General features: G+C 43.5%; 42 protein-coding genes and 1 pseudogene. 5 read left to right on the forward strand and 38 right to left on the reverse strand.

The genetic code is table 11. The annotated features are described in order from the left end of the window. Positions 1–173 precede the first annotated feature (173 nt). Positions 174–728, forward strand: a complete 555-nt coding sequence (locus tag AAC147_RS16010; protein WP_047682855.1) for a gamma carbonic anhydrase family protein — start codon at positions 174–176, stop codon at positions 726–728. Here AAC147_RS16010 and AAC147_RS16015 read toward each other — a convergent pair. The 5 genes from AAC147_RS16015 to dprA all read right to left on the reverse strand — a co-directional run bounded on the left by AAC147_RS16015 (position 695) and on the right by dprA (position 4,091). Continuing rightward, positions 695–964, reverse strand: a complete 270-nt coding sequence (locus AAC147_RS16015) for a DUF1488 family protein (RefSeq protein WP_047682858.1) — start codon at positions 962–964, stop codon at positions 695–697. The two genes, AAC147_RS16010 and AAC147_RS16015, sit on opposite strands and share 34 nt — an antisense overlap. Further along, on the reverse strand, positions 961–1,779 hold the full coding sequence (gene aroE, locus AAC147_RS16020) for a shikimate dehydrogenase (RefSeq protein WP_047682861.1): 819 nt from the start codon (positions 1,777–1,779) through the stop codon (positions 961–963). Before aroE ends, AAC147_RS16015 begins: the two co-directional genes overlap by 4 nt. A 6-nt stretch (positions 1,780–1,785) precedes the next feature. Beyond that, positions 1,786–2,355 carry an L-threonylcarbamoyladenylate synthase type 1 TsaC gene (gene tsaC / locus AAC147_RS16025; RefSeq protein WP_047682864.1) on the reverse strand — a complete coding sequence of 190 codons (570 nt, stop codon included), beginning with the start codon at positions 2,353–2,355 and terminating at the stop codon, positions 1,786–1,788. A 1-nt stretch (position 2,356) separates the two neighbouring features. Further along, on the reverse strand, positions 2,357–2,908 hold the full coding sequence (locus AAC147_RS16030) for a DNA topoisomerase family protein (RefSeq protein ID WP_047682867.1): 552 nt from the start codon (positions 2,906–2,908) through the stop codon (positions 2,357–2,359). Between the two features lie 106 nt (positions 2,909–3,014). After that, positions 3,015–4,091, reverse strand: a complete 1,077-nt coding sequence (gene dprA, locus AAC147_RS16035) for a DNA-protecting protein DprA (RefSeq protein ID WP_047682870.1) — start codon at positions 4,089–4,091, stop codon at positions 3,015–3,017. 131 nt (positions 4,092–4,222) lie between these two features. Between dprA and def the strand changes: the two genes are divergently transcribed. From def to trkA, 4 genes are all read left to right on the forward strand, one after another. Continuing rightward, positions 4,223–4,735 carry a peptide deformylase gene (gene def, locus AAC147_RS16040; protein WP_047682873.1) on the forward strand — a complete coding sequence of 171 codons (513 nt, stop codon included), beginning with the start codon at positions 4,223–4,225 and terminating at the stop codon, positions 4,733–4,735. Between the two features lie 25 nt (positions 4,736–4,760). Beyond that, positions 4,761–5,708: a methionyl-tRNA formyltransferase gene (fmt, locus tag AAC147_RS16045; RefSeq protein WP_047682875.1), complete on the forward strand. Its 948-nt coding sequence runs from the start codon at positions 4,761–4,763 to the stop codon at positions 5,706–5,708. Positions 5,709–5,812: 104 nt separating this feature from the next. Continuing rightward, complete coding sequence (gene rsmB, locus AAC147_RS16050) at positions 5,813–7,102, forward strand: 16S rRNA (cytosine(967)-C(5))-methyltransferase RsmB (protein ID WP_047682878.1); 1,290 nt, start codon at positions 5,813–5,815, stop codon at positions 7,100–7,102. A gap of 97 nt (positions 7,103–7,199) precedes the next feature. Further along, entirely contained in the window at positions 7,200–8,576 is a 1,377-nt protein-coding gene (gene trkA / locus AAC147_RS16055) for a Trk system potassium transporter TrkA (RefSeq protein ID WP_047682881.1), read from the forward strand. 29 nt (positions 8,577–8,605) lie between these two features. On the opposite strand, the gene AAC147_RS16060 is transcribed toward trkA, so the two are convergent. The 33 genes and pseudogenes from AAC147_RS16060 to tuf form a co-directional block, all read right to left on the reverse strand. Next, complete coding sequence (locus tag AAC147_RS16060; RefSeq protein ID WP_047682884.1) at positions 8,606–8,806, reverse strand: alternative ribosome-rescue factor A; 201 nt, start codon at positions 8,804–8,806, stop codon at positions 8,606–8,608. Between the two features lie 78 nt (positions 8,807–8,884). After that, positions 8,885–9,298 carry a Zn(2+)-responsive transcriptional regulator gene (gene zntR / locus AAC147_RS16065; RefSeq protein ID WP_047682887.1) on the reverse strand — a complete coding sequence of 138 codons (414 nt, stop codon included), beginning with the start codon at positions 9,296–9,298 and terminating at the stop codon, positions 8,885–8,887. 193 nt (positions 9,299–9,491) lie between these two features. Further along, positions 9,492–9,884 (reverse strand): 50S ribosomal protein L17, encoded by a 393-nt coding sequence (gene rplQ / locus AAC147_RS16070; protein WP_038269636.1) that lies wholly within the window; start codon positions 9,882–9,884, stop codon positions 9,492–9,494. Positions 9,885–9,924: 40 nt separating this feature from the next. Then, positions 9,925–10,914 (reverse strand): DNA-directed RNA polymerase subunit alpha, encoded by a 990-nt coding sequence (locus AAC147_RS16075; RefSeq protein ID WP_038269634.1) that lies wholly within the window; start codon positions 10,912–10,914, stop codon positions 9,925–9,927. Positions 10,915–10,939: 25 nt separating this feature from the next. Then, positions 10,940–11,560, reverse strand: a complete 621-nt coding sequence (gene rpsD / locus AAC147_RS16080; protein WP_038269632.1) for a 30S ribosomal protein S4 — start codon at positions 11,558–11,560, stop codon at positions 10,940–10,942. Between the two features lie 34 nt (positions 11,561–11,594). Then, on the reverse strand, positions 11,595–11,984 hold the full coding sequence (gene rpsK, locus AAC147_RS16085) for a 30S ribosomal protein S11 (RefSeq protein ID WP_002919257.1): 390 nt from the start codon (positions 11,982–11,984) through the stop codon (positions 11,595–11,597). A 15-nt stretch (positions 11,985–11,999) separates the two neighbouring features. After that, complete coding sequence (gene rpsM, locus AAC147_RS16090; protein ID WP_038240472.1) at positions 12,000–12,356, reverse strand: 30S ribosomal protein S13; 357 nt, start codon at positions 12,354–12,356, stop codon at positions 12,000–12,002. Between the two features lie 147 nt (positions 12,357–12,503). Then, positions 12,504–12,620: a 50S ribosomal protein L36 gene (rpmJ, locus tag AAC147_RS16095; RefSeq protein WP_012768118.1), complete on the reverse strand. Its 117-nt coding sequence runs from the start codon at positions 12,618–12,620 to the stop codon at positions 12,504–12,506. A 32-nt stretch (positions 12,621–12,652) separates the two neighbouring features. After that, a complete protein-coding gene (gene secY / locus AAC147_RS16100; protein WP_047682890.1) occupies positions 12,653–13,984 on the reverse strand; it encodes a preprotein translocase subunit SecY in 1,332 nt (443 codons plus the stop codon). 7 nt (positions 13,985–13,991) lie between these two features. After that, positions 13,992–14,426: a 50S ribosomal protein L15 gene (rplO, locus tag AAC147_RS16105; RefSeq protein WP_038269625.1), complete on the reverse strand. Its 435-nt coding sequence runs from the start codon at positions 14,424–14,426 to the stop codon at positions 13,992–13,994. A 3-nt stretch (positions 14,427–14,429) separates the two neighbouring features. After that, a complete protein-coding gene (gene rpmD, locus AAC147_RS16110) occupies positions 14,430–14,609 on the reverse strand; it encodes a 50S ribosomal protein L30 (RefSeq protein WP_008913894.1) in 180 nt (59 codons plus the stop codon). 5 nt (positions 14,610–14,614) lie between these two features. Further along, positions 14,615–15,115, reverse strand: coding sequence for a 30S ribosomal protein S5 (gene rpsE / locus AAC147_RS16115; protein WP_047682892.1), 501 nt, complete (start codon positions 15,113–15,115; stop codon positions 14,615–14,617). 14 nt (positions 15,116–15,129) lie between these two features. After that, positions 15,130–15,483 carry a 50S ribosomal protein L18 gene (rplR, locus tag AAC147_RS16120; RefSeq protein ID WP_038269622.1) on the reverse strand — a complete coding sequence of 118 codons (354 nt, stop codon included), beginning with the start codon at positions 15,481–15,483 and terminating at the stop codon, positions 15,130–15,132. Between the two features lie 9 nt (positions 15,484–15,492). Further along, a complete protein-coding gene (gene rplF / locus AAC147_RS16125) occupies positions 15,493–16,026 on the reverse strand; it encodes a 50S ribosomal protein L6 (RefSeq protein WP_047682894.1) in 534 nt (177 codons plus the stop codon). A 13-nt stretch (positions 16,027–16,039) separates the two neighbouring features. Further along, complete coding sequence (gene rpsH, locus AAC147_RS16130) at positions 16,040–16,432, reverse strand: 30S ribosomal protein S8 (protein ID WP_038269618.1); 393 nt, start codon at positions 16,430–16,432, stop codon at positions 16,040–16,042. Positions 16,433–16,465: 33 nt separating this feature from the next. Further along, entirely contained in the window at positions 16,466–16,771 is a 306-nt protein-coding gene (gene rpsN / locus AAC147_RS16135) for a 30S ribosomal protein S14 (RefSeq protein ID WP_010847489.1), read from the reverse strand. 12 nt (positions 16,772–16,783) lie between these two features. After that, positions 16,784–17,323, reverse strand: a complete 540-nt coding sequence (gene rplE / locus AAC147_RS16140; RefSeq protein ID WP_047682896.1) for a 50S ribosomal protein L5 — start codon at positions 17,321–17,323, stop codon at positions 16,784–16,786. Between the two features lie 13 nt (positions 17,324–17,336). Then, positions 17,337–17,651 (reverse strand): 50S ribosomal protein L24, encoded by a 315-nt coding sequence (gene rplX / locus AAC147_RS16145; RefSeq protein ID WP_047682898.1) that lies wholly within the window; start codon positions 17,649–17,651, stop codon positions 17,337–17,339. Positions 17,652–17,661: 10 nt separating this feature from the next. After that, positions 17,662–18,033, reverse strand: coding sequence for a 50S ribosomal protein L14 (gene rplN, locus AAC147_RS16150; protein WP_004246955.1), 372 nt, complete (start codon positions 18,031–18,033; stop codon positions 17,662–17,664). 175 nt (positions 18,034–18,208) lie between these two features. After that, on the reverse strand, positions 18,209–18,463 hold the full coding sequence (rpsQ, locus tag AAC147_RS16155; protein WP_010847485.1) for a 30S ribosomal protein S17: 255 nt from the start codon (positions 18,461–18,463) through the stop codon (positions 18,209–18,211). Next, on the reverse strand, positions 18,463–18,654 hold the full coding sequence (rpmC, locus tag AAC147_RS16160; protein ID WP_010847484.1) for a 50S ribosomal protein L29: 192 nt from the start codon (positions 18,652–18,654) through the stop codon (positions 18,463–18,465). Before rpmC ends, rpsQ begins: the two co-directional genes overlap by 1 nt. Next, positions 18,654–19,064 carry a 50S ribosomal protein L16 gene (gene rplP / locus AAC147_RS16165; protein WP_012990491.1) on the reverse strand — a complete coding sequence of 137 codons (411 nt, stop codon included), beginning with the start codon at positions 19,062–19,064 and terminating at the stop codon, positions 18,654–18,656. The genes rpmC and rplP overlap by 1 nt, the downstream gene beginning before the upstream one ends. A gap of 12 nt (positions 19,065–19,076) precedes the next feature. After that, positions 19,077–19,778, reverse strand: coding sequence for a 30S ribosomal protein S3 (gene rpsC / locus AAC147_RS16170; RefSeq protein ID WP_038269612.1), 702 nt, complete (start codon positions 19,776–19,778; stop codon positions 19,077–19,079). A 17-nt stretch (positions 19,779–19,795) separates the two neighbouring features. Beyond that, positions 19,796–20,128, reverse strand: coding sequence for a 50S ribosomal protein L22 (rplV, locus tag AAC147_RS16175; protein ID WP_038269610.1), 333 nt, complete (start codon positions 20,126–20,128; stop codon positions 19,796–19,798). Positions 20,129–20,142: 14 nt separating this feature from the next. After that, the gene (gene rpsS / locus AAC147_RS16180) at positions 20,143–20,421 is read right to left on the reverse strand and encodes a 30S ribosomal protein S19 (protein WP_011148791.1); all 279 of its coding nucleotides are present in this window, start codon (positions 20,419–20,421) and stop codon (positions 20,143–20,145) included. Between the two features lie 14 nt (positions 20,422–20,435). Next, on the reverse strand, positions 20,436–21,260 hold the full coding sequence (gene rplB, locus AAC147_RS16185; protein WP_047682902.1) for a 50S ribosomal protein L2: 825 nt from the start codon (positions 21,258–21,260) through the stop codon (positions 20,436–20,438). Between the two features lie 19 nt (positions 21,261–21,279). Then, on the reverse strand, positions 21,280–21,582 hold the full coding sequence (gene rplW, locus AAC147_RS16190; protein ID WP_047682905.1) for a 50S ribosomal protein L23: 303 nt from the start codon (positions 21,580–21,582) through the stop codon (positions 21,280–21,282). After that, positions 21,579–22,184 carry a 50S ribosomal protein L4 gene (gene rplD, locus AAC147_RS16195; RefSeq protein WP_047682907.1) on the reverse strand — a complete coding sequence of 202 codons (606 nt, stop codon included), beginning with the start codon at positions 22,182–22,184 and terminating at the stop codon, positions 21,579–21,581. The genes rplW and rplD overlap by 4 nt, the downstream gene beginning before the upstream one ends. Positions 22,185–22,200: 16 nt before the next feature. Further along, positions 22,201–22,833, reverse strand: coding sequence for a 50S ribosomal protein L3 (gene rplC / locus AAC147_RS16200; RefSeq protein WP_047682909.1), 633 nt, complete (start codon positions 22,831–22,833; stop codon positions 22,201–22,203). Positions 22,834–22,865: 32 nt separating this feature from the next. Beyond that, the gene (rpsJ, locus tag AAC147_RS16205; protein ID WP_001181005.1) at positions 22,866–23,177 is read right to left on the reverse strand and encodes a 30S ribosomal protein S10; all 312 of its coding nucleotides are present in this window, start codon (positions 23,175–23,177) and stop codon (positions 22,866–22,868) included. 301 nt (positions 23,178–23,478) lie between these two features. Then, positions 23,479–23,952, reverse strand: coding sequence for a bacterioferritin (gene bfr, locus AAC147_RS16210; RefSeq protein WP_047682912.1), 474 nt, complete (start codon positions 23,950–23,952; stop codon positions 23,479–23,481). 76 nt (positions 23,953–24,028) lie between these two features. After that, on the reverse strand, positions 24,029–24,223 hold the full coding sequence (bfd, locus tag AAC147_RS16215; RefSeq protein WP_072032527.1) for a bacterioferritin-associated ferredoxin: 195 nt from the start codon (positions 24,221–24,223) through the stop codon (positions 24,029–24,031). Positions 24,224–24,495: 272 nt separating this feature from the next. Continuing rightward, positions 24,496–24,636: pseudogene (tuf, locus tag AAC147_RS16220) on the reverse strand (elongation factor Tu); the annotation flags it as partial.

The following is a 24,636-nucleotide window of genomic DNA, read 5'->3' on the forward strand; positions in this document are numbered from 1 at the left end:
CTGACAATAGTTTTTTTGCAATTTCACTTTCAAGTGCACACTTTTTAATCCAATCAATATAAAATTCACCCACCAAGTATAAAATTAACGCTAATCTCCCATTGCATGGTGATCTTTTCCTCAATAACATCTCATATAATTGTTACCCTCTTTTACTACTATTGAGATTTTTTATGTCTACTGTTTTACGTCAATACTTAAAATTACGGCCTCAAATTGGTCAAAGAGTCATGTTAGACCCTACATCTATCGTGATTGGAGATGTCAAATTAGCGGATGATGTAAGCATCTGGCCACTGGTGGTCATCCGTGGTGATGTAAATTACATTTCTATTGGTACACGTACAAATATCCAAGATGGCTCTATTTTACATGTTACACATAAATCACCTAATAATTCCAATGGCTTCCCTCTAATCATAGGTGAAGAAGTCACTATCGGTCATAAGGCAATCTTACACGGTTGTACGATTGGAAACCGAGTGTTAATTGGAATGGGTGCAATTGTATTAGATGGAGCTGTCATTGAAGACAATGTCATTATTGGAGCGGCTAGCCTTATTCCACCAGGAAAAACATTGGAGAGTGGATATCTGTATATAGGTAGCCCCGCCAAACAAGTAAGAAAACTTAAATCTGAAGAACTGGAAGGGCTTCTTTATTCTGCTAATAACTATGTCCGTTGGAAAGATGATTACTTAGCAGATACATCAGAAGGTAAAGAGTAACACCCAAATTGATCATCTATTCCACTCAGGATGACTTCTTCAAACTCTTCTTCCAGATCCCAACGATATTGGCGAAATAAATCGAGTGGATGAAGCTCTTTACCATACCGATGAATTAACTCATCGGTACTAATCATACACTGTACCAATAAACCATCAACTATAGCAGGGAAGATAACTTTGCTTTCCTGCTCATTCCATTCTTCGCGATCAGGAAATTGAATAGCTTGATTCATATACGTAACTCTTTCCTTAAAGTCGTTAAAATAGGTTCTACTTTTGGTAATATGCCGTGCCAAAGCTCAAAAGCATGTGCCGCCTGTCCCACCAGCATTCCTAACCCATCAGCCAAACGTGAAACATTATTTCTCTTAGCAAAATCAAGGAAAGGAGTTAACCCCTGTTGATAGTACATATCGTAGCAAGTACTATTATTATAGAAAATCGATGGTGATATTCTGGGAATATTCCCACTAAGACCAGAAGCTGTTGCATTGATGACAAGATCAAAATCCGGAGACAAGAGGGATTTTATATCAACTGCCTGGATGTGTCCCAATACAGAAAATTTATCCGCTATTGCTTGTGCACGTGCGAATGTACGGTTAGTGATAGTAATCTTACAGCCTGACTCTAATAAGGGAGAAATTACCCCTTTTGCGGCACCACCAGCCCCTATAATCAATATATGCTGCCCTTGGCTAATAAAATTGAGTCGTTGTAAGTCTGCCAATAATCCGACACCATCAGTGTTATCACCAAGAATCTGGTTATCTTCAACTATTTTTAAGGTATTAACTGCACCACTGAGTTTTGCGCGTTTAGTCAATTTATGTGCATATTCATAAGCACGTTCTTTAAAAGGAACGGTAATGTTCGCTCCTAAACCGCCCTGCACAAAAAATTGCTCCAACGATTGTTCAAAATGCTCTATTGGAGCAAGTATCTGCCCATATTGATGCTCAATACCCGTTTGTTCAGCAAATAATCGATGAATATAAGGAGACTTACTGTGAGCAATCGGATTACCAAAAACCGCAAAATTATTCATTATTCCCTACCCTTGCCGATATAGTTTACCTGTCAAAGCATCCCTGATTTCTGATGGATTTTTACGTCCACCAACTTCCCCTGCCAAGACAGGAAAATCGTTTCCAAATTGTCGACGAACTTCTTCTGCACTCCGGCACGGCTCCAATCCACTTAAATTTGCACTGGTCGATACAAGAGGTTTCTCATAAAGGGAACATAATTGTCTAACTAAAGGATGATCTGTAACTCGAACAGCTAATGTTGAAAATTTCCCCGTCAACCATTTTGGTGTTGTCGCTTTGGCTGGAATAACCCATGTCACCGGCCCCGGCCAAAAAGAAAAAACTGTCTTTTTTTGTTCATCATCTAACTGTTCATCATTAATATAGGAATATAGCCGATCATAGCTATCAGAAATAAGGATCAGACCTTTTTCCCAAGGCCTATTTTTCAGCAATAATAGTTTGTTAACCGCTGTTTCACTGTCAGGATCACAACCCAACCCAAACACAGCTTCTGTCGGATAAGCAATCACTTTTTCTTCTTTTAAGGCATTAATAATTACATCAAATTTAGGTGAGACTTTATTACTCATTTTATTTCTCGGTTCTAATGAATTGCTGCTTGCTACACAATTTACTAGCACAAAACAATTTAATGCCTTGAACTGCTTTCTTCTCTATCAACAAGGGATAATGACAAAACTCACATTTCCCAGATATTGGTTTATTGTTCAGTGTAAACTGACATTCGGGATATCGATTACAAGCATGAAATGCTTTACCAAATCGTGACTTACGCTGAAGTAATTTGCCTTGCTTACATTGAGGGCAATTAATTGAAGTATCATCAGGTTTATCGATGATTTCCGTATGATCACATTCAGGATAATTGCTACAGCCAATAAACATGCCGTACCTCCCTTGCCGTAAGACCAAGGTAGAGCCACACTTCGAACAAGTTTGTCCTTCTAATTCTTTGACAATATGTCCATCTGAAGATGCTTTCAGCGACCGAACATAACAGCATGACGGATAATTAGAACAGGCATAAAATGGACCATGAACTCCATTGCGGATCACTAATTCAGCACCACAATCGGAGCAATGTTCCGTTTTTTTTATCGCAAAAGACATCTTTTTAGACATATCCTACTCACTGAATATTAGCCACCATAACTGGAAAACTATATTTATTAGAAAAATACAAATATTGGCAAACCATAACCTTCAGTAAAAGGGAAAACTCAATCCCTCAATTCACTCGAACATAGCCACCAGCAACGACAGCGACTTTACCCATCAGCTCAAGCTCCAATAGCTGGGTCATAACTTCTGTAATAGGAAGAGAAGAACGTTGGGCAATTATATCAACTGGTGTGACTTCATCGCTTACGTTAACCAGCACATCAGCAAATGGCAACTCAGTTTGTTCAAATTGTTTATTATCTTCTTTCTCCAGATTGACCCATTGGAAGTTAGTCTGGATATGTTCCATAACATCCACCACATTGGTTGCTAAATAAGCTCCCTGTTTGATCAGCCAGTGATTACCCTCATTTGAATTCACTCCCAATGGACCAGGTAATGCAAAAATATCTCTTCCTTGTTCAAGTGCACAACGTGCCGTAATCAGTGAACCACTATTCTGATGAGCTTCAACAATAATAAGCGCTAAACTCAATCCGCTAATAATCCGGTTTCGTCTTGGAAAATTTTTGGCCTTAGGTGGAGTATCAGGGAAAAATTCAGAAACTAGAGCACCATTTTCTTTAATGCGGTAAGCTAAGTTTTGATGACGATTGGGATAAATATTTTTAAGCCCACTTCCCAATACAGCAACGGTTTTTCCACCAGCATCAACAGCCGCCTGATGACAAATACCATCAATCCCAATCGCCAATCCACTAGTTATCACCATTCCATTTTCAGCCAATCCACCCGCAAAAATCTTTCCCCATTTTTCACCATAAAAACTTGCTGACCTGCTACCTACCATCGCAACTTGCTTCTCAGATAAAGTGATCAAATCACCCGAGACAAAAAGCACAAGTGGAGGAGAATAAATCTGTTTCAATAAGGCAGGATATGCCGGATGAGAAAAAGTCAATAAGTAATTCCCTTGTTGTTCCAACCAATTGAGGCTCGAAACCAACACAGAAGGGTTAGCCTTTAGAAACTGTGTACACTGTGAAGGTGATAAACCACAATCTTTTATTACAGCATAATTAACATTCCTTGTTTGCAAAAGTCGTTCAATAATAGGCACTGCTTTTACTGCTGACAAATGAGAAACCATTCTCATTCGTAACCATATTTCCATCACTTCCATATTGTCATCCTGACTCAATAAGCTGTCACACTTACATGACTAATTTGTAGACAATACTGTCAATCTAATCAGGAAGTGTCTAGAATAGGTTCCAATTATCACTCACTTTTTGGATGCAGTTCTAAACATATATGTCAGTTTTACAAGTATTACATTATCCAGATGAGCGGCTTCGCATAGTTGCAAAACCCGTCGAAAAAGTTGATGCAGAAATCCAGCGTATCATTGATGATATGTTTGAAACTATGTATGAAGAGGAAGGCATTGGCCTGGCAGCAACCCAAGTTAATATTCATCAACGCATTGTTGTCATTGATGTTTCAGAGAGTCGTGACCAGAGACTTGTACTTATCAACCCAGAATTAGTTAATGAATCTGGCGAAACAGGAATTGAAGAAGGCTGTTTATCTGTTCCTGAACAACGTGCGTTTGTACCACGCTTCGAGCAGGTCAAAATTAAAGCTCTAGATTATCATGGTCAACTATTTGAATTGGAAGCTGATGGCCTATTGGCGATCTGTATTCAACACGAAATGGATCACTTGGTCGGTAAACTATTTGTCGATTACCTGTCACCACTGAAACGTCAACGTATTCGTCAGAGAGTCGAAAAAATTGACCGACTGAAAGCCAAGGCTAAGTAAACTTTAATCATTGCAGGAAATAACAGTGTCTGATTCTTTACGCATTATTTTTGCCGGAACACCTGATTTCGCGGCTAGCCATTTGGCTGCTTTATTAAAATCGCAACTCCAAGTTGTTGGAGTACTCACTCGGCCTGATAAACCGGCAGGAAGAGGTAAAAAATTAACACCAAGTCCTGTAAAGGTATTGGCAGAAAAACACGACATTCCAGTTTTCCAACCCAAAACGCTACGTACAGAAGAAAGTCAACAGTGGGTCATGGATCAACAGGCTGATATCATGATCGTCGTTGCATATGGTTTGATCCTCCCTCAAGCAGTATTAGATATACCACGTTTGGGGTGTCTCAATGTTCATGGCTCTTTGTTACCTCATTGGCGCGGTGCTGCACCTATACAACGTGCTATTTGGGCTGGAGATAAAGAAACGGGTGTAACGATCATGCAAATGGATGCAGGCCTTGATACTGGTGATATACTATTAAAAACAACCTGCCCAATTACAAATGAAGATACTAGCACAAGTCTGTATAACAAACTGGCTAGTATCGGCCCTGATGCATTACTCAATACATTAAGCCTAATCACATCAGGAAAGAGCCAACCTGAGATTCAGGATAATACTCTAGCAACGTATGCTGAAAAGCTCAGCAAAAGTGAAGCAAAAATAGATTGGAATTTGTCGGCAGTCCAACTTGAACGCTGCATTCGTGCATTCAATCCTTGGCCATTGAGTTACTTTTTCATTGATGAACAGCCTATTAAAGTTTGGCAAGCCAGTGTCATTGAAGAACAAATTAACCAAGCTCCAGGAACAATTGTTCATGCGGATAAGAAAGGTATCCAAGTTGCTACTACTGATGGGATATTGAATATTACTCAACTGCAACCCTCTGGTAAGAAAGCAATGTCAGCCGCCGATTTATTAAACTCTAAAAGCGAATGGTTCACTCCGGGTAACAAAATTAACTAATATTCATTTAGCCTGTATGCTGGCACCATACAGGTATCTTTCTTCTTTACTATCATGCTGATGATATTCAGCTTCTTAACCATACTTTTGACCATACTCATATCATGGAAAATATATATAACCTGCGAAGCATTGCTGCAAAAGCGATTAGCCAAGTGCTGGAGCAAGGGCAGTCTCTCAGCTCTGTCATACCTGAACTCCAACAAAAAGTGTCTGACAAAGACAAAGCTCTTCTCCAAGAACTCTGTTTTGGCGTAATGAGAGTATTACCTCAATTGGAGTGGTTTATCGCCCAATTGATGGCAAAACCCTTAAAAGGTAAGCAACGCATTTTTCACTACTTGATCATGATTGGAATGTACCAACTTACGTATACACGCATACCTGCACATGCTGTACTTGCTGAAACTGTTAATGGTACAATCAGCTTAAAACGCCCACAATTAAAAGGATTGATTAATGGTGTTCTCCGACAATTTCAGCGTCAACAACAAGAATTAGTCGAACAAGCCAATAATAACTTCAGTCACCATTTACATCCCAAATGGCTATTGGCTCGCATCCAAAAAGCTTATCCACAAGATTGGAAAGATATTGTAGATGCAAATAATAAAAAACCACCTATGTGGCTACGTGTTAATCAGCTCCATCACTCTGCAAATCAATACCTTGCCTTATTACAAAAAGCCAATATAGCAGCAGAGATAGATGAAAATTATCCCTATGCAATTCGCCTGCTAACCCCTTGTCCTGTGAATATTCTACCCGGATTTGATAAAGGTTGGGTCACCATTCAAGATCGTTCTGCTCAAAGGTGTGCTGAATTATTAATGCCACGTGATGAAGAAAAGATCCTCGATCTTTGCGCTGCTCCTGGCGGAAAAACAACCCATATACTTGAGATAGCGCCAAACTCCAAAGTACTTGCTATCGATATTGACGAGCAAAGAATTAAGCGTGTGAAAGAAAATTTACAACGTCTTAGTTTACATGCTGTCGTCAAAACAGGCGATGGACGTCTTCCACATGAATGGGCTACCGGAGAACAATTCGATCGTATTCTGCTTGATGCGCCATGTTCGGCAACAGGTGTGATCCGCCGTCATCCTGATATAAAGTGGCTAAGAAAAAATGAAGATATTGATCAATTAGTCACACTACAATCTGAAATTCTTGATGCTATTTGGCCATATTTAAAAAAGAACGGCACGCTGGTCTATGCAACATGTTCCATTTTACCAAATGAAAATAGTGAACAAATCAAAGCATTCTTAGAACGACATGCAGATGCTGAGCTCTCTGGAACAGGCACATTGGAAACACCAGGAATACAAATTACTCCAGAAACAATTGGTGGTGACGGTTTCTTTTATGCCCGATTGACTAAGCAATAATAATTTCCTCTCGTTCCCTTCGGACGAGAGAAAATATGATGACTTTGCTAAAATAACAAAAATAAAATGTGGCTTCTAACACACAAAGAGAATGGCTATGAAAATAATTATCCTGGGTGCTGGCCAAGTTGGTGGAACATTAGCTGAAAACTTAGTTGATGAAAACAATGACATTACTGTCGTTGATACCGATACAGATCGTTTACGCCAGTTACAGGACAAATTCGATCTGCGAGTCGTGAATGGTCACGGATCTCATCCTAGAGTTCTGAGGGAAGCCGGAGCAGAAGATGCTGATATGTTGGTTGCTGTCACCAACTCAGATGAAACCAACATGATTGCCTGCCAAATTGCCTATTCTCTATTTAACACACCTAATAAAGTCGCCCGTATCCGTTCATCTGAATATATCCGTGAATCAGAAAAGTTATTTCAACCTAATGATATTCCTATCGATTATCTGATATCTCCAGAACAGTTAGTCATTGATTATATCTATAAATTGATTCAATATCCTGGAGCTCTGCAAGTTGTTAATTTTTCAGAAGGACGGGTCAGCATCGTCGCAGTAAAGGCTTATTATGGTGGCTCACTGGTAGGTAACGCCTTATCTTCCCTCCGCGAACATATGCCACATATCGATAGTAAAGTTGCTGCGATATTTCGACAAGACCGCCCAATCAGACCACAAGGTTCTACAGTTATAGAAGCTGGAGATGAAGTATTTTTTGTTGCCGCATCACAGCATATCAGGGCTGTAATGAGCGAATTACAGCGCCTTGAAAAACCCTACAAGCGAATCATGATTGTCGGAGGCGGTAATGTTGGAGCAGGCTTAGCGTTACGTCTTGAAAAAGATTATAGCGTCAAACTTATCGAACATAATCAAGAAAGGGCTACTGAGCTTGCAGAACTCTTACACGATACTATCGTGTTCTATGGTGATGCTTCGGATCAAGAGTTACTGGCAGAAGAGCATATTGAACAAGTTGATGTTTTCATTGCATTAACTAATGATGATGAAGCCAATATCATGTCAGCTATGCTAGCAAAAAGAATGGGAGCCAAAAAAGCCATGGTACTTATTCAACGCAGTGCATATGTTGATTTAGTACAAGGTGGAGTCATTGATATTGCTATATCCCCACAACAAGCTACTGTATCTGCGCTGCTTGGTCATGTCCGCAAAGCAGATATCGTTAGTGTATTCTCATTACGGAGAGGTGTTGCTGAAGCTATTGAAGCCATTGCTCATGGCGATGAACATACTTCCAAAGTAGTTGGGCGTAAAATAGGAGACATAAAACTGCCTTCAGGAACAACAATTGGCGCTATTGTCCGTGGAGAAGAAGTCATAATTGCCAATGATTACAGTATTATTCAACAAGGCGACCATGTGATCATGTTTATTACTGATAAGAAATTTGTTCCCGAAGTAGAAAAGTTATTCCAGCCAAGCCCGTTCTTTCTATAAACAGTTTTCATTTCTACAGACTCAAAAAGTTAGAAGACCAATGATAACAACTTGAAAAAATTATTATCATTGGCCTCCCAACTACTATTTTTATCATGTTTTTCTTTACGACGATAACTTCCTTTACCCTTATTATTTTTTTCTACCCGTTGTCTAAACAGAGGATCATGGAGAAGCGCTTCTATAGCATTATCTTTGATAACGCCTTTTTTATGGCGATATGTCGTCATAGTGACCTCAAGATGTGATTGTTCAATTAAATTTCAGGGCAAAATTGTACTCTAATTACTCAGAATAATAAATAAAAATTACCTATTTGTTGCTCCCTCTTCTAAAATTTCCAATATAGAACAATATGTACTAGTGTGTGCGCTTCCACAACAAGCATCACTCAACATTTTTAAAGAATCGCGCATTCTCTGCATTTCCAGTATTTTTTCTTCTATTTCTTGTAACCTGGAATCAACAACTTGCTTAGACTCTTGACAAGTATGATGTTCAGGATCAACTCGAATAGATAATAATTCTACAATTGCCTCTAATGTAAAACCTAACTGTTTTGCATAACGAATAAATCGTAACCGCTGCAAGTCTTGCTTTGTATAAAGCCGATACCCTCCCTCTGTTCTTTCTTCATGCACCATCAATCCTTGTTTCTCGTAAAAACGAACAGTATCAGGTGTAACGTTTGCTAATCTAGCTAATTGCCCAATACGATACATAACAACCTCTAATCAAACAGGAAATAAAATCAATACTACCAGAATAGATCAATAAATCACCATGCCAGATGGTATTTACTATTAGATATAAGGATAACTAAAAGAAATCGAAAGGAAAAAAATTAGATTGGATAGAAAAAGTAAAGATCGATAAAAAACCGGGATTATACCCGGTTTTTTACGCTTCTACAGATTATTCTGCAGATGCTGCTTCTGTCTTAGACTCAGCGGCACGGTCAACAAGCTCAATATATGCCATTGGTGCATTATCACCAGCACGGAAGCCACACTTCAGAATACGAGTGTAACCACCTGCGCGGCTCGCAAAACGTGGACCCAGTTCATTAAACAGTTTTGCCACGATCTCGTTATCACGAGTACGGGCGAATGCCAGACGACGATTAGCTACGCTGTCGGTCTTGGCAAGAGTAATTAGCGGCTCAACGACGCGACGCAGTTCTTTCGCTTTAGGCAGAGTCGTCTTGATGATTTCATGACGAACCAAAGAACCTGCCATGTTGCGGAACATAGCTTGGCGATGGCTGCTGTTGCGGTTCAATTGACGACCACTCTTACGATGGCGCATGACCTTATCCTTCTCAGTAAAACCTTAACCTGTGATCTAGTTATTCATCAGCAATACTTGCTGGTGGCCAATTTTCCAGACGCATGCCCAGAGAAAGTCCACGTGAAGCCAGTACGTCTTTAATCTCAGTAAGAGATTTTTTACCCAGATTAGGTGTCTTAAGTAACTCAACCTCAGTACGCTGTACCAGATCACCGATGTAGTGGATAGCTTCTGCCTTAAGGCAGTTAGCAGAGCGGACAGTCAATTCCAGATCGTCAACAGGGCGCAGCAGTATCGGATCAAACTCTGGCTTCTCTTCTTTAACTTCTGGTTGACGTACATCACGCAAGTCAACGAAAGCTTCCAGTTGTTCAGCCAGAATAGTAGCTGCACGGCGAATCGCCTCCTCAGGGTCGATTGTGCCGTTAGTCTCCATCTCGATAACCAGCTTATCCAGGTCAGTACGCTGTTCTACACGTGCTGCTTCAACATTGTAGGCGATACGCTCTACTGGGCTATAGCAAGCATCTACTAACAAACGACCGATAGGGCGCTCATCTTCTTCCGAATGAATTCGGGCAGAAGCCGGCACATAACCACGACCGCGCTGAACTTTAATACGCATGCTAATGGAAGCGCTTTCGTCAGTCAGATGGCAGATTACGTGCTGCGGCTTGACGATTTCAACATCACCATCATGGATGATGTCGGCTGCAGTCACAGGGCCAATGCCAGATTTATTCAAGGTAAGGATGACTTCATCTTTACCCTGAACTTTCACCGCCAGCCCTTTCAGATTGAGGAGAATCTCCAGGATATCTTCCTGTACACCTTCTTTGGTGCTGTACTCATGCAGTACACCATCAATCTCAACCTCAGTCACCGCACAACCCGGCATAGACGAAAGCAGAATACGGCGCAGTGCATTGCCAAGAGTATGGCCAAAGCCACGCTCTAATGGCTCAAGGGTCACCTTGGCGTGCGTCGAACTGACTTGCTCGATATCTACCAGGCGCGGTTTTAGAAACTCTGTCACAGAACCCTGCATTGTGTCCTCTCTTTGGTGCTAAGCTTTACTTAGAGTAAAGCTCGACGATCAGGTGTTCGTTAATGTCAGCGGATAGATCAGTACGTTCAGGAATACGTTTGAACACACCTTCCATCTTCGCAGCATCAACTTCCAACCAAGTTGGTTTCTCACGCTGCTCAGCCAGCTCTAAAGCTGCCTTAATACGAGCCTGCTTTTTCGCTTTTTCACGAACGCTGACTACGTCATTCGGGGATACCTGATAAGAAGCGATGTTAACAACGCGACCATTTACCATGATAGCTTTATGGCTCACCATCTGACGTGATTCAGCACGAGTCGCGCCAAAACCCATACGATAAACGACGTTATCCAAGCGACTTTCCAGCAAAGTCAGCAGGTTTTCACCTGTGTTGCCTTTCAGACGAGTCGCTTCTTTGTAGTAGTTACGGAATTGACGCTCCAGAACACCGTAAATACGACGAACTTTTTGTTTTTCACGTAACTGAACACCATAATCAGACAGACGCGGTTTACGAGCGCCGTGCTGGCCTGGTGCTTGTTCTAATTTACACTTGGTGTCAATCGCGCGAACGCCAGACTTCAGGAAAAGGTCTGTACCCTCGCGACGGCTCAGCTTGAGCTTAGGACCCAAATATCTTGCCATTTTCTTTCTCCAACAATCCTAAAAACGAAACGTATTAAACGCGACGTTTCTTCGGTGGACGACAACCGTTATGAGGGATCGGAGTCACATCAGTAATGTTAGTGATGCGGAAACCAGCCGCGTTCAGTGCGCGAATAGTTGACTCACGGCCAGGACCAGGTCCTTTAACCATAACTTCCAGGTTCTTAATTCCGTATTCTTTTACGGCTTCAGCACAGCGTTCTGCTGCAACCTGAGCTGCAAACGGAGTAGATTTACGAGAACCACGGAAACCGGAACCACCGGCAGTTGCCCAACCCAAAGCGTTACCCTGACGATCAGTAATAGTAACGATGGTGTTGTTGAAAGAAGCATGGATATGAGCCACACCGTCAGAGACTTGTTTTCTTACACGCTTACGTGCACGAATAGGTGCTTTTGCCATTATTCAATACCCCGATTATTTCTTGATCGGCTTACGCGGACCCTTACGGGTACGTGCATTGGTCTTAGTACGCTGACCGCGAACAGGCAGACCACGACGATGACGCAAACCACGATAGCAACCAAGATCCATCAGACGTTTGATACTCAGGGTCACTTCACGACGCAAATCACCTTCTACAACGTATTTAGCAACTTCGTCACGCAGCTTGTCAATTTGCTCTTCAGACAGCTCACTGATCTTAACATTTTCAGCAATGCCCGCTGCTGCACAGATAGCTTGTGAGCGGGTTTTACCGATACCATAGATCGAAGTCAATGCGATCACAGTATGTTTCTGATCAGGAATGTTAATGCCTGCTATACGGGCCACTATGCACTCCTACAATATTTATTCACCGCAACATCATTCTGAAAAGCCCGTTTTCAGGATACTCAAATAGTGTTGCTGTCAGATAAAAAGATTGGCTGGCTAATTTAGCCAGCTCAACCCAACTTTGCAAGAAAAATATGCGATTAATTAGCCTTGGCGTTGTTTATGCTTAGGCTCTGCACTGCAAATTACACGAACGATACCGTTACGTTTAACAATTTTACAGTTGCGGCATAATTTCTTGACGGAAGCACGAACTTTCATTTTTACTCTCCGTAACTTCTCAAGCAAACCAATTAGCGGTTATATCCTTTCAGGTTTGCCTTCTTCAATGCAGACTCATATTGACTCGACATCATCAGAGTTTGCACTTGAGCCATAAAGTCCATGATGACGACGACTACAATCAGTAGGGAAGTACCACCAAAATAGAATGGAACTTTCATTGCATCACGCATGAACTCCGGGATTAAGCAGATAAAAGTAATATATAACGCACCAACTAAGGTTAGACGAGTCATTACTTTATCAATGTACTTAGCCGTTTGCTCTCCCGGACGAATTCCTGGTACAAATGCACCGGACTTCTTCAGGTTATCTGCCGTTTCTCTTGGATTGAATACCAACGCCGTGTAGAAGAAACAGAAGAAGATGATTGCAGATGCATATAATAACACATAAAGTGGTTGACCTGGCTGCAAATACATAGAAATAGTTGTCAACCAGTTCCAGTTTGCTCCGCTACCAAACCAAGAGGCTATAGTACCAGGGAACAAAATAATACTGGAAGCAAAAATTGCAGGGATAACCCCAGCCATATTCACTTTCAACGGTAAATGTGTACTTTGTGCTGCATAAACTCTACGACCTTGTTGACGCTTGGCATAGTTAACAACGATACGACGTTGACCACGCTCCATGAAAACAACGAAGAAAGTTACCGCAAACACTAAAACTGCAACCAACAACAACAGGAGGAAGTGCAGATCACCTTGCCGAGCTTGCTCGATGGTGTGACCAATTGCAGGCGGAAGACCCGCAACGATACCAGCAAAGATTATGATTGAAATACCGTTACCAATACCTCGTTCAGTAATCTGCTCACCTAGCCACATCAAGAACATGGTTCCCGTGACCAGACTTACAACAGCCGTGAAATAAAATGCAAAACCTGGATTAATAACTAATCCTTGCATTCCAGGCATATTGGGCAACCCAGTAGCAATACCGATTGACTGGAATATTGCCAGCACTAATGTGCCATAACGGGTATATTGACTGATCTTACGACGACCAGCTTCCCCTTCCTTCTTAATCTCTGCTAAACGGGGGTTAACCACTGTCAGCAACTGGATAATAATAGATGCAGAAATATACGGCATAATACCCAGTGCAAAGATAGAAGCACGGCTTAAAGCACCACCAGAGAACATATTAAACATTTCAATGATGGTGCCTCTTTGCTGTTCGAGCAATTTGGCAAGCACAGTGGCATCAATACCAGGGATTGGAATAAAAGAGCCAATACGGAAAACAATCAGAGCTCCAATAACAAACAAAAGTCTGCGTTTTAACTCACCTAATCCGCCTTTAGCACTTTGAAAATCTAATCCCGGTTGTTTAGCCATCTGTTACTTATTCCTCAATTTTACCGCCAGCAGCTTCAATTGCAGCACGGGCGCCTTTAGTAACACGCAAGCCACGCACAGTTACTGCGCGATTGACTTCGCCAGAAAGCATAACTTTCGCGAACTCAATTTGAGGGCCAACAATGTTAGCAGCTTTCAGTGCATTCAGATCGATAACATCGCCTTCTACTCGAGCAAAGTCAGACAAACGGATTTCCGCTGTAACCATTGCTTTACGTGAAGTAAAACCAAATTTTGGCAAACGACGATACAAAGGCATCTGGCCGCCTTCGAAACCACGACGTACGCCACCGCCAGAACGAGACTTCTGACCCTTGTGACCACGGCCGCCAGTTTTACCCAGGCCAGAACCGATACCACGACCTACACGTTTAGGTGCGTGCTTGGCACCTTCAGCCGGAGACAGAGTATTTAAGCGCATCTGTTACTCCTCAACTTTAACCATATAGGAAACCAAGTTGACCATACCGCGAACCGCTGGTGTATCTTCACGCTCAACAGTATGACCAATGCGACGCAGACCTAAACCAGTCAAAGTTGCCTTGTGTTTAGGCAAACGACCAATTGAGCTGCGAACCTGAGTAATTTTAATAGTCTTAGCCATGGTCATTACCCCAGAATTTCTTCGACGGATTTGCCACGCTTAGCTGCGACCATTTCTGGAGACTTCATGCTGTCTAAAGCGTCCAGAGTTGCACGAACCACGTTAATTGGGTTAGTGGAACCGTAGGTTTTAGCCAGTACGTTACGAACCCCAGCAACTTCCAGAACAGCACGCATTGCACCACCTGCAATGATACCTGTACCTTCGTGAGCAGGCTGCATAAACACGCGGGAACCGGTGTGCGTGCCTTTCACTGGGTGGTACAGCGTGCCGCTGTTAAGTGCGACGTTTTTCATATTGCGACGTGCTTTTTCCATCGCTTTCTGGATCGCTGCCGGAACTTCGCGTGCTTTGCCGTAGCCAAAACCAACGCGACCGTTACCATCACCAACTACAGTCAGTGCTGTAAAGCTGAAAATACGGCCACCTTTGACGGTTTTAGATACGCGATTTACCGCGATCAGCTTTTCCTGCAGTTCGCCAGCTTGTTTTTCGATGTGAGCCATCTTACACCTCTACCTTAGAACTGAAGGCCAGCTTCACGGGCAGCATCTGCCAGTGCCTGGACTCTACCATGATATTGGAAACCAGAGCGGTCAAAGGATACGTTTTTGATACCTTTTTCCAGAGCACGTTCAGCAATGATTTTACCAACAACTGCTGCGGCTTCTTTGTTTCCAGTGAATTTCAATTGTTCACTGATAGCTTTTTCTGTTGTAGAAGCTGCCACCAGAGTTTCAGAACCATTTGGTGCGATAACCTGCGCATAAATATGGCGAGGGGTACGATGTACCACCAGGCGAGTTGCACCCAGTTCCTGGAGCTTGCGGCGTGCGCGGGTCGCACGACGGATACGAGCTGCTTTCTTATCCATAGTGTTACCTTACTTCTTCTTAGCCTCTTTGGTACGCACGACTTCATCGGCGTAACGAACACCCTTGCCTTTATATGGCTCAGGACGACGATAGGCACGCAGATCTGCCGCAACCTGACCAATCACCTGCTTATCAGCACCTTTCAGTACGATTTCAGTTTGTGATGGGCATTCCGCAGTAATGCCTGCTGGCAGTTGATGCTCAACCGGATGCGAGAAGCCTAAAGACAAACTAACAGTGTCGCCTTTAACTGCTGCACGGTAACCAACACCCACCAGTTGAAGCTTCTTAGTGAAACCTTCGTTAACACCAATAACCATTGCATTTAGCAGAGAACGAGTCGTACCTGCCTGTGCCCAAGCATCTGCGAAACCTTCGCGTGGAGCGAAAATCAATTGGTTATCTGCATGTGTAACTTCAACTGCACTGTGGATTTCACGACTCAATTCGCCGTTTTTACCCTTAATCGAAATAACCTGACCGTTGAGTTTAACCTCTACGCCAGCAGGAATGACGACGGGTGCTTTTGCAACACGAGACATTCTTCCTCCCGAATTAAGCTACGTAGCAGAGAATCTCGCCACCCAGACCAGCCTGGCGAGCTGCACGATCAGTCATTACACCTTTAGAGGTAGAAACAACAGCGATACCCAAGCCAGCCATAACTTGTGGCAGCTCATCTTTTTTCTTATAGATGCGCAGACTTGGACGGCTTACACGCTGGATGCTTTCTACAACAGCCTTACCTTGGAAGTATTTCAGAGTAACTTCCAGCTCTGGCTTGGTGTCGCCTTCGATTTTAAAATCTTCAATGTAACCTTCTTCCTTCAGCACTTTGGCAATTGCCACTTTCAGCTTGGAGGAAGGCATGGTGACCGCAACTTTATTTGCGGCCTGACCGTTACGGATACGGGTCAGCATATCCGCGATCGGATCTTGCATGCTCATCTGTCTTTACTCCCGTGATTCAATTGGTGACAATTACCAGCTAGCCTTTTTAAGGCCCGGGATTTCACCGCGCATAGCGGCTTCACGGACTTTAATACGGCTCAACCCAAACTTCCGCAAAAATGCATGCGGACGCCCAGTTTGACGGCAGCGGTTACGCTGACGGCAAGGGCTGGAATCACGTGGCAGTGTTTGCAGCTTGAGAACAGCATTCCAACGGTCTTCATCAGATGCGTTTACATCAGAGATGATTGCTTTCAGTTCAACGCGTTTTGCGAAGAATTTCTCAGCTAATTTCGCACGTTTTACATCACGTGCTTTCATTGATTGCTTAGCCATGAATACCCTGCCTTACTTGCGGAACGGGAAGTTAAACGCAGCCAATAGTGCGCGGCCTTCATCATCAGATTTCGCAGTGGTGGTGATGGTAATATCCAAACCACGTACACGATCCACTTTATCGTAATCGATTTCAGGGAAGATGATTTGCTCACGAACACCCATGCTGTAATTACCACGACCATCGAATGATTTAGCAGATAAACCACGGAAGTCACGGATACGAGGTACAGCAATAGAAATCAGGCGCTCAAAGAACTCCCACATGCGTTCGCCACGCAGGGTCACTTTACAGCCGATTGGATAGCCCTGACGGATTTTGAAGCCTGCAACTGATTTGCGTGCTTTGGTGATCAGTGGTTTTTGACCAGAGATAGCTGCCAGATCAGCTGCTGCATTATCCAGCAGTTTTTTGTCAGCGATCGCTTCACCAACACCCATGTTCAGGGTGATCTTCTCGACCCGAGGGACTTGCATGACAGAATGGTAACCAAACTGAGTCATCAGTTTTTTGACTACCTCGTCTTTGTAGTAATCATGCAGTTTCGCCATCGTATACTCCAAATTACTTGATAGTTTCGTTGTTAGATTTGAAGAAACGTACTTTTTTGCCGTCTTCAAATCTAAAACCTACACGGTCAGCCTTGCCGGTTGATGCATTAAAGATTGCAACGTTAGAAACACTGATAGCTGCTTCTTTTTCAACGATGCCACCTGGTTGGTTCAGAGCCGGAACTGGCTTCTGATGTTTTTTAACCAGATTGATACCTTCAACAATGACTTTACCAGAAGAAAGAACCTGTTTTACTTTACCGCGCTTACCTTTGTCTTTACCAGTCAGCACAATAATTTCGTCATCACGACGGATTTTCGCTGCCATTGCCTGCTCCTTAGAGTACTTCAGGTGCCAGAGAGATAATTTTCATGAACTTTTCATTACGAAGTTCACGAGTTACCGGCCCAAAAATACGCGTACCGATAACTTGCTCACTATTATTGTTCAACAATACGCAAGCATTGCTATCGAAGCGAATGACAGAACCGTCCGGGCGACGAACACCCTTCTTGGTGCGCACCACTACCGCTTTCAGGACATCACCCTTTTTCACTTTACCGCGAGGAATTGCTTCCTTGATAGTGATCTTGATGATATCACCGACGTCTGCGTAGCGACGGTGCGAGCCACCTAGAACCTTGATACACATTACGCGACGTGCACCGGAGTTGTCGGCCACGTTCAGCATAGTCTGTTCTTGGATCATTTTAGTGCTCCGCTAAATGTCAACTACTACTGAGCCACTTTATTTTTAAAGAGGCCGTTTCAATATCCCATACTACGAGGGCGCGGCATTATAACACCACATCTCCGTGATGGACAGAAAAATAAACGGCCCCGTTATTTTTTGAGCCGTTTATTTCTTACGAGATAACGTCCTATTATAGAACCGCTTTCTCTACAACGCGAACTAAGGTCCAAGATTTAGTCTTAGACAATGGACGGGTTTCGCGGATTTCCACTACGTCACCAATTCCACATTCATTGTTCTCGTCATGTACGTGCAACTTAGTCGTACGCTTGATGAACTTACCATACAGAGGGTGTTTCACCTTACGTTCAATAGCAACAACAATAGATTTCTCCATTTTGTCGCTAACAACACGACCTTGCAGAGTACGGATTTTATCGGTCATTACGCACCCGCCTTCTCAGTCAGTAAAGTCTTAACGCGTGCAATATTACGACGCACTTGTTTCAACAGATGAGACTGTTGCAGCTGGCCACTTGCCGCCTGCATACGCAGATTAAATTGTTCACGTAACAGGTTCAGCAGCTCAGTGTTCAGCTCTTCAACGCTTTTTTCGCGCAGCTCTTGTGCTTTCATTACATCACCGTCTTAGTTACAAAGGTGGTTTTGATAGGCAGTTTCGCTGCCGCCAGCTTGAATGCTTCACGAGCCAGCTCTTCAGGCACACCGTCCATTTCATACAGGACTTTACCAGGCTGGATCAAGGCAACCCAATATTCTACGTTACCTTTACCTTTACCCATACGCACTTCGAGTGGCTTTTCGGTGATTGGTTTGTCTGGGAACACACGGATCCAGATTTTACCTTGACGCTTAATTGCACGGGTCATAGCACGACGTGCCGCTTCGATCTGACGTGCAGTCAGACGACCACGGCCCACAGCTTTCAGACCGAAAGTGCCGAAGCTGACATCCGCACCTGCAGCCAGACCGCGGTTACGGCCTTTGTGCACTTTACGGAATTTCGTACGCTTTGGTTGTAACATCAGCGACTCTCCTTACTTGCGGCCTTTACGCTGCTGCTTTTTAGGTTGTGCAGCCGGTTTTTCCGCCTGTTCAACTGCAGCCATACCACCCAGGATCTCACCTTTGAAGATCCATACCTTAACGCCGATTACACCATAAGTGGTGTGCGCTTCTGAAGTGTTGTAGTCGATGTCTGCACGCAGAGTGTGCAGAGGTACACGACCTTCACGATACCATTCAGTACGTGCGATTTCAGCACCACCCAGACGGCCGCTTACTTCCACTTTGATGCCTTTAGCGCCCAGACGCATTGCGTTCTGTACAGCACGTTTCATAGCACGGCGGAACATAACACGACGTTCCAGCTGTGCGCTGATGCTGTCAGCAACCAGTTTTGCGTCCAATTCAGGTTTACGCACTTCGGCAATATTAATCTGCGCAGGAACACCAGCGATGTCCGCTACAGCTTTGCGCAGTTTTTCGACGTCTTCACCTTTTTTACCGATTACGATGCCTGGACGAGCAGTGTGGATAGTCACACGGATGCTTTTCGCAGGACGTTCGATAACGATACGTGAAATAGATGCTTTAGCCAGTTCTTTGTTCAAGTACTGGCGAACTTTAAAGTCGCTGTCTAGGTTGTCAGCGAATTCTTTGGTATTCGCATACCAGGTAGAGTTCCAAGGTTTGACAATCCCCAGACGAATACCATTAGGATGTACTTTCTGACCCATTGCTAGTCTCCAGAGTCTCAGCGATCGGACACAACCACAGTAATGTGGCTGGTGCGCTTCAGGATACGATCTGCACGGCCTTTGGCACGAGGCATAATACGCTTCATGGTTGGACCTTCATCTACGAAAATTTTCGCAACTTTCAGATCATCGATGTCAGCGCCATCGTTGTGTTCTGCGTTAGCAATAGCAGACTCAAGTACTTTCTTCACTAAACCAGCAGCTTTTTTGTTGGTAAAGGTCAGAATTTCCAGAGCTTGCGACACTTTCTTACCGCGAATCAGGTCAGCCACAAGGCGAACCTTCTGAGCAGAAGAACGAGCGTGGCGATGTTTAGCGATAGTTTCCATCTCTTCCTCCTACCTTAGCGCTTTTTAGCCTTTTTATCGGCCGCATGGCCGCGATAAGTACGGGTCGGCGCGAATTCACCCAGCTTGTGACCAACCATTTCGTCGGAAACAAAAACTGGAACATGCTGACGACCATTATGGACAGCGATGGTCAAACCGATCATGTTAGGAAAGATCGTTGAACGACGGGACCAAGTCTTAATAGGCTTTTTGTCTCCGCTTTCCACCGCTTTCTCTACCTTCTTCAGCAAGTGCAGGTCAATAAATGGACCTTTCTTGAGAGAACGTGGCATGGTTTATCCTCTAATTATTTTTTAGAACGGCGACGTACGATATATTGATCAGTACGTTTGTTACTACGGGTCTTCTTACCTTTGGTCTGAATGCCCCATGGAGTTACAGGGTGTTTACCAAAGTTACGACCTTCACCACCACCGTGTGGATGGTCTACTGGGTTCATAGCCGTACCACGAACGGTAGGACGGATACCACGCCAGCGACTTGCACCAGCTTTACCCAGAACTCGTAGCATGTGTTCTGCGTTACCAACTTCACCTAAAGTAGCACGGCAGTCAGATAGTACTTTACGCATTTCACCAGAACGCAGACGCAGGGTTACATAAGAACCGTCACGTGCGACGATCTGAGCATAAGCACCTGCTGAACGAGCCAGCTGGCCACCTTTACCTGGTTTCATCTCTATGTTGTGCACAGTAGAACCAACTGGGATATTACGCATTGGCAGAGCGTTACCGGCCTTGATTGCTGAATCAGCACCAGACTGGATTTGATCACCAGCTTTCAAGCCTTTAGGCGCAAGAATATAACGACGCTCACCGTCTTTATACAGAACCAGCGCAATGTTTGCTGAGCGGTTTGGATCATATTCCAGACGCTCAACAACAGCAGGAATACCGTCTTTGTTACGTTTGAAGTCAATCAGACGATAATGCTGTTTATGGCCACCACCAATATGACGAGTGGTAATACGACCATTGTTGTTACGACCACCAGTTTTGCTGTTTTTTTCCAACAGCGGAGCATAAGGTTTACCCTTATGCAGCTCAGGGTTAACCACTTTAACAACGTGGCGACGGCCCGGAGACGTAGGTTTACATTTAACAATTGCCATTGTTCTTTACTCCTCCGACTTACTCAGCGCCGCCAACGAAGTCCAAGTTCTGGCCTTCTTTCAGGGTGACGTAAGCTTTTTTCCAGTCGCTACGACGACCAATACGCTGACCGTGACGTTTTACTTTACCTTTAACCAGCAAAGTATTTACGCCCTCAACTTCGACTTCAAACAGTTTCTGTACAGCAGCTTTGATTTCTGCTTTAGTCGCGTCTTTCACAACCTTGAGAACGATGGTATTGCTTTTTTCCATCGCTGTGGAAGCTTTTTCAGATACATGCGGCGCACGCAGTACTTTCAGCAGACGTTCTTCACGGATCATGCCAGCATCTCCTCAACTTGCTTCACAGCTTCAGCAGTCATAACCACTTTGTCGAAAGCAATCAGGCTTACTGGGTCGATACCTGTAACATCACGAACGTCAACTTTATACAAGTTACGAGCTGCTAAGAACAGGTTCTCATCAACTTCGCCAGTGACGATCAGCACGTCTTCCAGAGCCATTTCTTTCAGTTTCTGTACCAGCAGCTTAGTCTTAGGTGCTTCAACAGAGAACTTCTCGACAACGATCAGACGATCTTGACGTACCAGTTCAGACAAGATGCTTTTCAGAGCACCACGGTACATCTTTTTATTAACTTTTTGACTGTGGTCCTGTGGTTTCGCTGCGAAAGTTACACCACCAGAGCGCCAAATTGGGCTCTTAATAGAACCAGAACGCGCACGGCCAGTGCCTTTCTGACGCCACGGTTTTTTACCTGAACCAGAAACTTCAGCACGAGTTTTCTGAGCACGAGTACCTTGACGAGCACCAGCTGCATACGCAACAACTACTTGATGCACAAGCGCTTCATTGAAATCACGCCCGAAGGTAGTTTCGGAAACAGTCAGCGCGCTTTGCGCGTCTTTCATTACCAATTCCATTCCTATCTCCTCGACGTTACGCCTTGACAGCCGGTTTTACGATCAGGTTGCTGTTAGTTGCACCTGGAACAGCACCTTTGACCAGCAGCAGGTTGCGCTCAGCGTCAACGCGTACTACATCCAGACTCTGAACGGTTACACGCTCATTACCCAGTTGGCCTGCCATTTTCTTGCCTTTAAACACCTTGCCCGGAGTCTGGTTCTGACCGATAGAACCCGGAACACGGTGAGACAAGGAGTTACCATGGGTAGCATCCTGAGTACGGAAGTTCCAGCGCTTAACAGTACCCGCGAAACCTTTACCTTTAGATGTACCAGTAACGTCGACTTTTTTAACGTCAGCGAAAATTTCAACACTAATGCTTTGACCTACGGTGTATTCTGCATCGTCTTCAGACAGACGGAATTCACGCAGGATGCGGCCAGCTTCAACACCGGCTTTAGCGAAATGACCTGCTTCAGGCTTGTTAACGCGGTTTGCTTTCTTGCTACCAGTCGTTACCTGAATTGCACGATAACCGTCAGTCTCGTTGTTTTTAACCTGAGTTACACGGTTATCTTCGATTTCGATAACAGTTACAGGGATTGAAACGCCATCTTCAGTGAAGATGCGAGTCATGCCCACTTTTTTACCGACTAAACCAATCATTGTTTCAACCTCTCAATCGTTCAATGACCTGATTAACCCAGGCTGATCTGCACGTCTACACCGGCAGCCAGATCCAGACGCATCAGAGCATCAACGGTTTTCTCGGTTGGCTCAACGATGTCAACCAGACGTTTGTGAGTGCGAATTTCGTACTGATCACGCGCATCTTTGTTAACGTGCGGAGAAATCAGAACAGTAAAACGCTCTTTACGAGTCGGCAGCGGGATCGGACCACGAACCTGCGCACCAGTGCGCTTAGCGGTCTCTACGATTTCCGCAGTTGATTGATCGATCAATCGATGATCAAATGCTTTCAGGCGGATACGGATTCTTTGGTTCTGCATGAGACCAGAGCTCCAACTATTTTTATAAACGTAAATAACTACTCCTCGCACCCATTTCGATTGATGGGGGAGTGTAATCGTTCTATGTATAACCCCCATATCGGGAGTATTTTAATATGGCAGTAATTGACTGCTCATACTGATAAAAATCAGCCTACTAAGTAGGTAGGCTCGCGCATTATACGTGAATCTATTGACAATGCAAGATAAGGATGAAATTTATTCAAAGAAATAATAAAAGTGGGCAAAGACCGAAAAAGAATAAACGCCCCATAATAAATTTACAGGGCGTTAGTATGCTCTACTCTTCTACTATCTGAGCCTGGATGTAGTTTTGTATTCCCATTCGTTTAATTAGATCGAGTTGTGTTTCCAGCCAGTCTATGTGATTTTCTTCATCTGCAAGAACCTCAATCATCAGGTCCCGGCTCACATAGTCATGAATTGAATCGGCATATGCTATTGCTTCCCTGATATCCTGCGCCCCACGTAACTCTAGTGCCAAATCGGATTGCAACATTTCTTCAACATCCTCACCGATATTAAGTTTACCTATATCCTGTAAATTAGGTATGCCTTCCAGAAATAAAATACGCTCAATATATTTATCAGCGTGTTTCATTTCCTCAATAGATTCACGATATTCAATGTCATTCAAGCGCATTAATCCCCAGTTTTTAAACATTCTGGCATGTAAAAAATACTGATTGATAGCAACAAGCTCATTACCAAGAAGTCTATTAAAATGGGCTATTATTTTTTTATCACCTTTCATAACTAGTTCCTCCGCTTCCAGTACCTACATTGTAGTACTAATTAAGCAGAGTAATTGCAAGAGAATTGTGCTTATTTTAGGCAACATTAATCATAGGGGGTAGTGAAGAAATCTCCTCGTTAATTATTTCACGGGCTTGGCGCACGCATTTTCCACAATCACTCCCTACAGGCACAACGCTTTTCAGCTCTCTGATAGAACGGACATGCTGCTGTCGAACAGCGTTACGTATGGTTTTATCATTTATTGCATTGCAGAGACAGATATACATGGAGCACTCTTTTAACTATTAATAATGGTTATAACTACTTATATTCTTATTAATTACCCAAATTAGATACACAGTAGAGGTGGCTAACAGAACAGTTATAGCTATAAAATAAAGGATACTGACAAATAGTAAATAGAAATAACTCTCATTTCAATTATTGTTTCTCTTTTGTTTATACGCAAAATAAAGCCACCATTTTTGGTGGCACAAAAACAAAAAAAGAGGAGCCTTGCTTGGCTCCTCTTTTTTCATAATCTTTTGCTAATCAAAGATTAAGCAATAACTTTAGCAACAACACCAGCACCTACAGTACGGCCACCCTCACGGATTGCAAAACGCAGACCTTCGTCCATTGCGATTGGCGCAATCAGGGTCACTTTCATGTTGATGTTGTCACCTGGCATTACCATCTC

The sequence above is a fragment of the Xenorhabdus sp. NBAII XenSa04 genome (assembly GCF_963866145.1).
GTDB lineage: Bacteria > Pseudomonadota > Gammaproteobacteria > Enterobacterales > Enterobacteriaceae > Xenorhabdus > Xenorhabdus indica.

Bases quoted from the DNA above. Each gene is read 5' to 3' on its own strand.
- bfd (WP_072032527.1), bottom strand. From the start codon at position 24,223: ATGTATATCTGTCTCTGCAATGCAATAAATGATAAAACCATACGTAAC.
- rplO (WP_038269625.1), bottom strand. From the start codon at position 14,426: ATGCGCTTAAATACTCTGTCTCCGGCTGAAGGTGCCAAGCACGCACCT.
- rplC (WP_047682909.1), bottom strand. From the start codon at position 22,833: ATGATTGGTTTAGTCGGTAAAAAAGTGGGCATGACTCGCATCTTCACT.
- AAC147_RS16010 (WP_047682855.1), top strand. From the start codon at position 174: ATGTCTACTGTTTTACGTCAATACTTAAAATTACGGCCTCAAATTGGT.
- rsmB (WP_047682878.1), top strand. From the start codon at position 5,813: ATGGAAAATATATATAACCTGCGAAGCATTGCTGCAAAAGCGATTAGC.
- rpsK (WP_002919257.1), bottom strand. From the start codon at position 11,984: ATGGCAAAAGCACCTATTCGTGCACGTAAGCGTGTAAGAAAACAAGTC.
- AAC147_RS16075 (WP_038269634.1), bottom strand. From the start codon at position 10,914: ATGCAGGGTTCTGTGACAGAGTTTCTAAAACCGCGCCTGGTAGATATC.
- def (WP_047682873.1), top strand. From the start codon at position 4,223: ATGTCAGTTTTACAAGTATTACATTATCCAGATGAGCGGCTTCGCATA.
- trkA (WP_047682881.1), top strand. From the start codon at position 7,200: ATGAAAATAATTATCCTGGGTGCTGGCCAAGTTGGTGGAACATTAGCT.
- rpmJ (WP_012768118.1), bottom strand. From the start codon at position 12,620: ATGAAAGTTCGTGCTTCCGTCAAGAAATTATGCCGCAACTGTAAAATT.
- rplX (WP_047682898.1), bottom strand. From the start codon at position 17,651: ATGGCAGCGAAAATCCGTCGTGATGACGAAATTATTGTGCTGACTGGT.
- aroE (WP_047682861.1), bottom strand. From the start codon at position 1,779: ATGAATAATTTTGCGGTTTTTGGTAATCCGATTGCTCACAGTAAGTCT.
- AAC147_RS16060 (WP_047682884.1), bottom strand. From the start codon at position 8,806: ATGACGACATATCGCCATAAAAAAGGCGTTATCAAAGATAATGCTATA.
- zntR (WP_047682887.1), bottom strand. From the start codon at position 9,298: ATGTATCGTATTGGGCAATTAGCTAGATTAGCAAACGTTACACCTGAT.
- rplD (WP_047682907.1), bottom strand. From the start codon at position 22,184: ATGGAATTGGTAATGAAAGACGCGCAAAGCGCGCTGACTGTTTCCGAA.
- AAC147_RS16030 (WP_047682867.1), bottom strand. From the start codon at position 2,908: ATGTCTAAAAAGATGTCTTTTGCGATAAAAAAAACGGAACATTGCTCC.
- rplR (WP_038269622.1), bottom strand. From the start codon at position 15,483: ATGGATAAGAAAGCAGCTCGTATCCGTCGTGCGACCCGCGCACGCCGC.
- rpsH (WP_038269618.1), bottom strand. From the start codon at position 16,432: ATGAGCATGCAAGATCCGATCGCGGATATGCTGACCCGTATCCGTAAC.
- rpsS (WP_011148791.1), bottom strand. From the start codon at position 20,421: ATGCCACGTTCTCTCAAGAAAGGTCCATTTATTGACCTGCACTTGCTG.
- rpsN (WP_010847489.1), bottom strand. From the start codon at position 16,771: ATGGCTAAGCAATCAATGAAAGCACGTGATGTAAAACGTGCGAAATTA.
- rpmC (WP_010847484.1), bottom strand. From the start codon at position 18,654: ATGAAAGCACAAGAGCTGCGCGAAAAAAGCGTTGAAGAGCTGAACACT.
- rpsE (WP_047682892.1), bottom strand. From the start codon at position 15,115: ATGGCTCACATCGAAAAACAAGCTGGCGAACTGCAGGAAAAGCTGATC.
- rplW (WP_047682905.1), bottom strand. From the start codon at position 21,582: ATGATCCGTGAAGAACGTCTGCTGAAAGTACTGCGTGCGCCGCATGTA.
- rplF (WP_047682894.1), bottom strand. From the start codon at position 16,026: ATGTCTCGTGTTGCAAAAGCACCCGTCGTCATTCCTGCTGGCGTAGAG.
- rpsQ (WP_010847485.1), bottom strand. From the start codon at position 18,463: ATGACCGATAAAATCCGTACTCTGCAAGGTCGTGTTGTTAGCGACAAA.
- rpsC (WP_038269612.1), bottom strand. From the start codon at position 19,778: ATGGGTCAGAAAGTACATCCTAATGGTATTCGTCTGGGGATTGTCAAA.
- rplB (WP_047682902.1), bottom strand. From the start codon at position 21,260: ATGGCAATTGTTAAATGTAAACCTACGTCTCCGGGCCGTCGCCACGTT.
- rpsD (WP_038269632.1), bottom strand. From the start codon at position 11,560: ATGGCAAGATATTTGGGTCCTAAGCTCAAGCTGAGCCGTCGCGAGGGT.
- rplP (WP_012990491.1), bottom strand. From the start codon at position 19,064: ATGTTACAACCAAAGCGTACGAAATTCCGTAAAGTGCACAAAGGCCGT.
- rplV (WP_038269610.1), bottom strand. From the start codon at position 20,128: ATGGAAACTATCGCTAAACATCGCCACGCTCGTTCTTCTGCTCAGAAG.
- bfr (WP_047682912.1), bottom strand. From the start codon at position 23,952: ATGAAAGGTGATAAAAAAATAATAGCCCATTTTAATAGACTTCTTGGT.
- tsaC (WP_047682864.1), bottom strand. From the start codon at position 2,355: ATGAGTAATAAAGTCTCACCTAAATTTGATGTAATTATTAATGCCTTA.
- rplE (WP_047682896.1), bottom strand. From the start codon at position 17,323: ATGGCGAAACTGCATGATTACTACAAAGACGAGGTAGTCAAAAAACTG.
- dprA (WP_047682870.1), bottom strand. From the start codon at position 4,091: ATGGAAGTGATGGAAATATGGTTACGAATGAGAATGGTTTCTCATTTG.
- rpsJ (WP_001181005.1), bottom strand. From the start codon at position 23,177: ATGCAGAACCAAAGAATCCGTATCCGCCTGAAAGCATTTGATCATCGA.
- secY (WP_047682890.1), bottom strand. From the start codon at position 13,984: ATGGCTAAACAACCGGGATTAGATTTTCAAAGTGCTAAAGGCGGATTA.
- rplQ (WP_038269636.1), bottom strand. From the start codon at position 9,884: ATGCGCCATCGTAAGAGTGGTCGTCAATTGAACCGCAACAGCAGCCAT.
- AAC147_RS16015 (WP_047682858.1), bottom strand. From the start codon at position 964: ATGAATCAAGCTATTCAATTTCCTGATCGCGAAGAATGGAATGAGCAG.
- rplN (WP_004246955.1), bottom strand. From the start codon at position 18,033: ATGATCCAAGAACAGACTATGCTGAACGTGGCCGACAACTCCGGTGCA.
- rpmD (WP_008913894.1), bottom strand. From the start codon at position 14,609: ATGGCTAAGACTATTAAAATTACTCAGGTTCGCAGCTCAATTGGTCGT.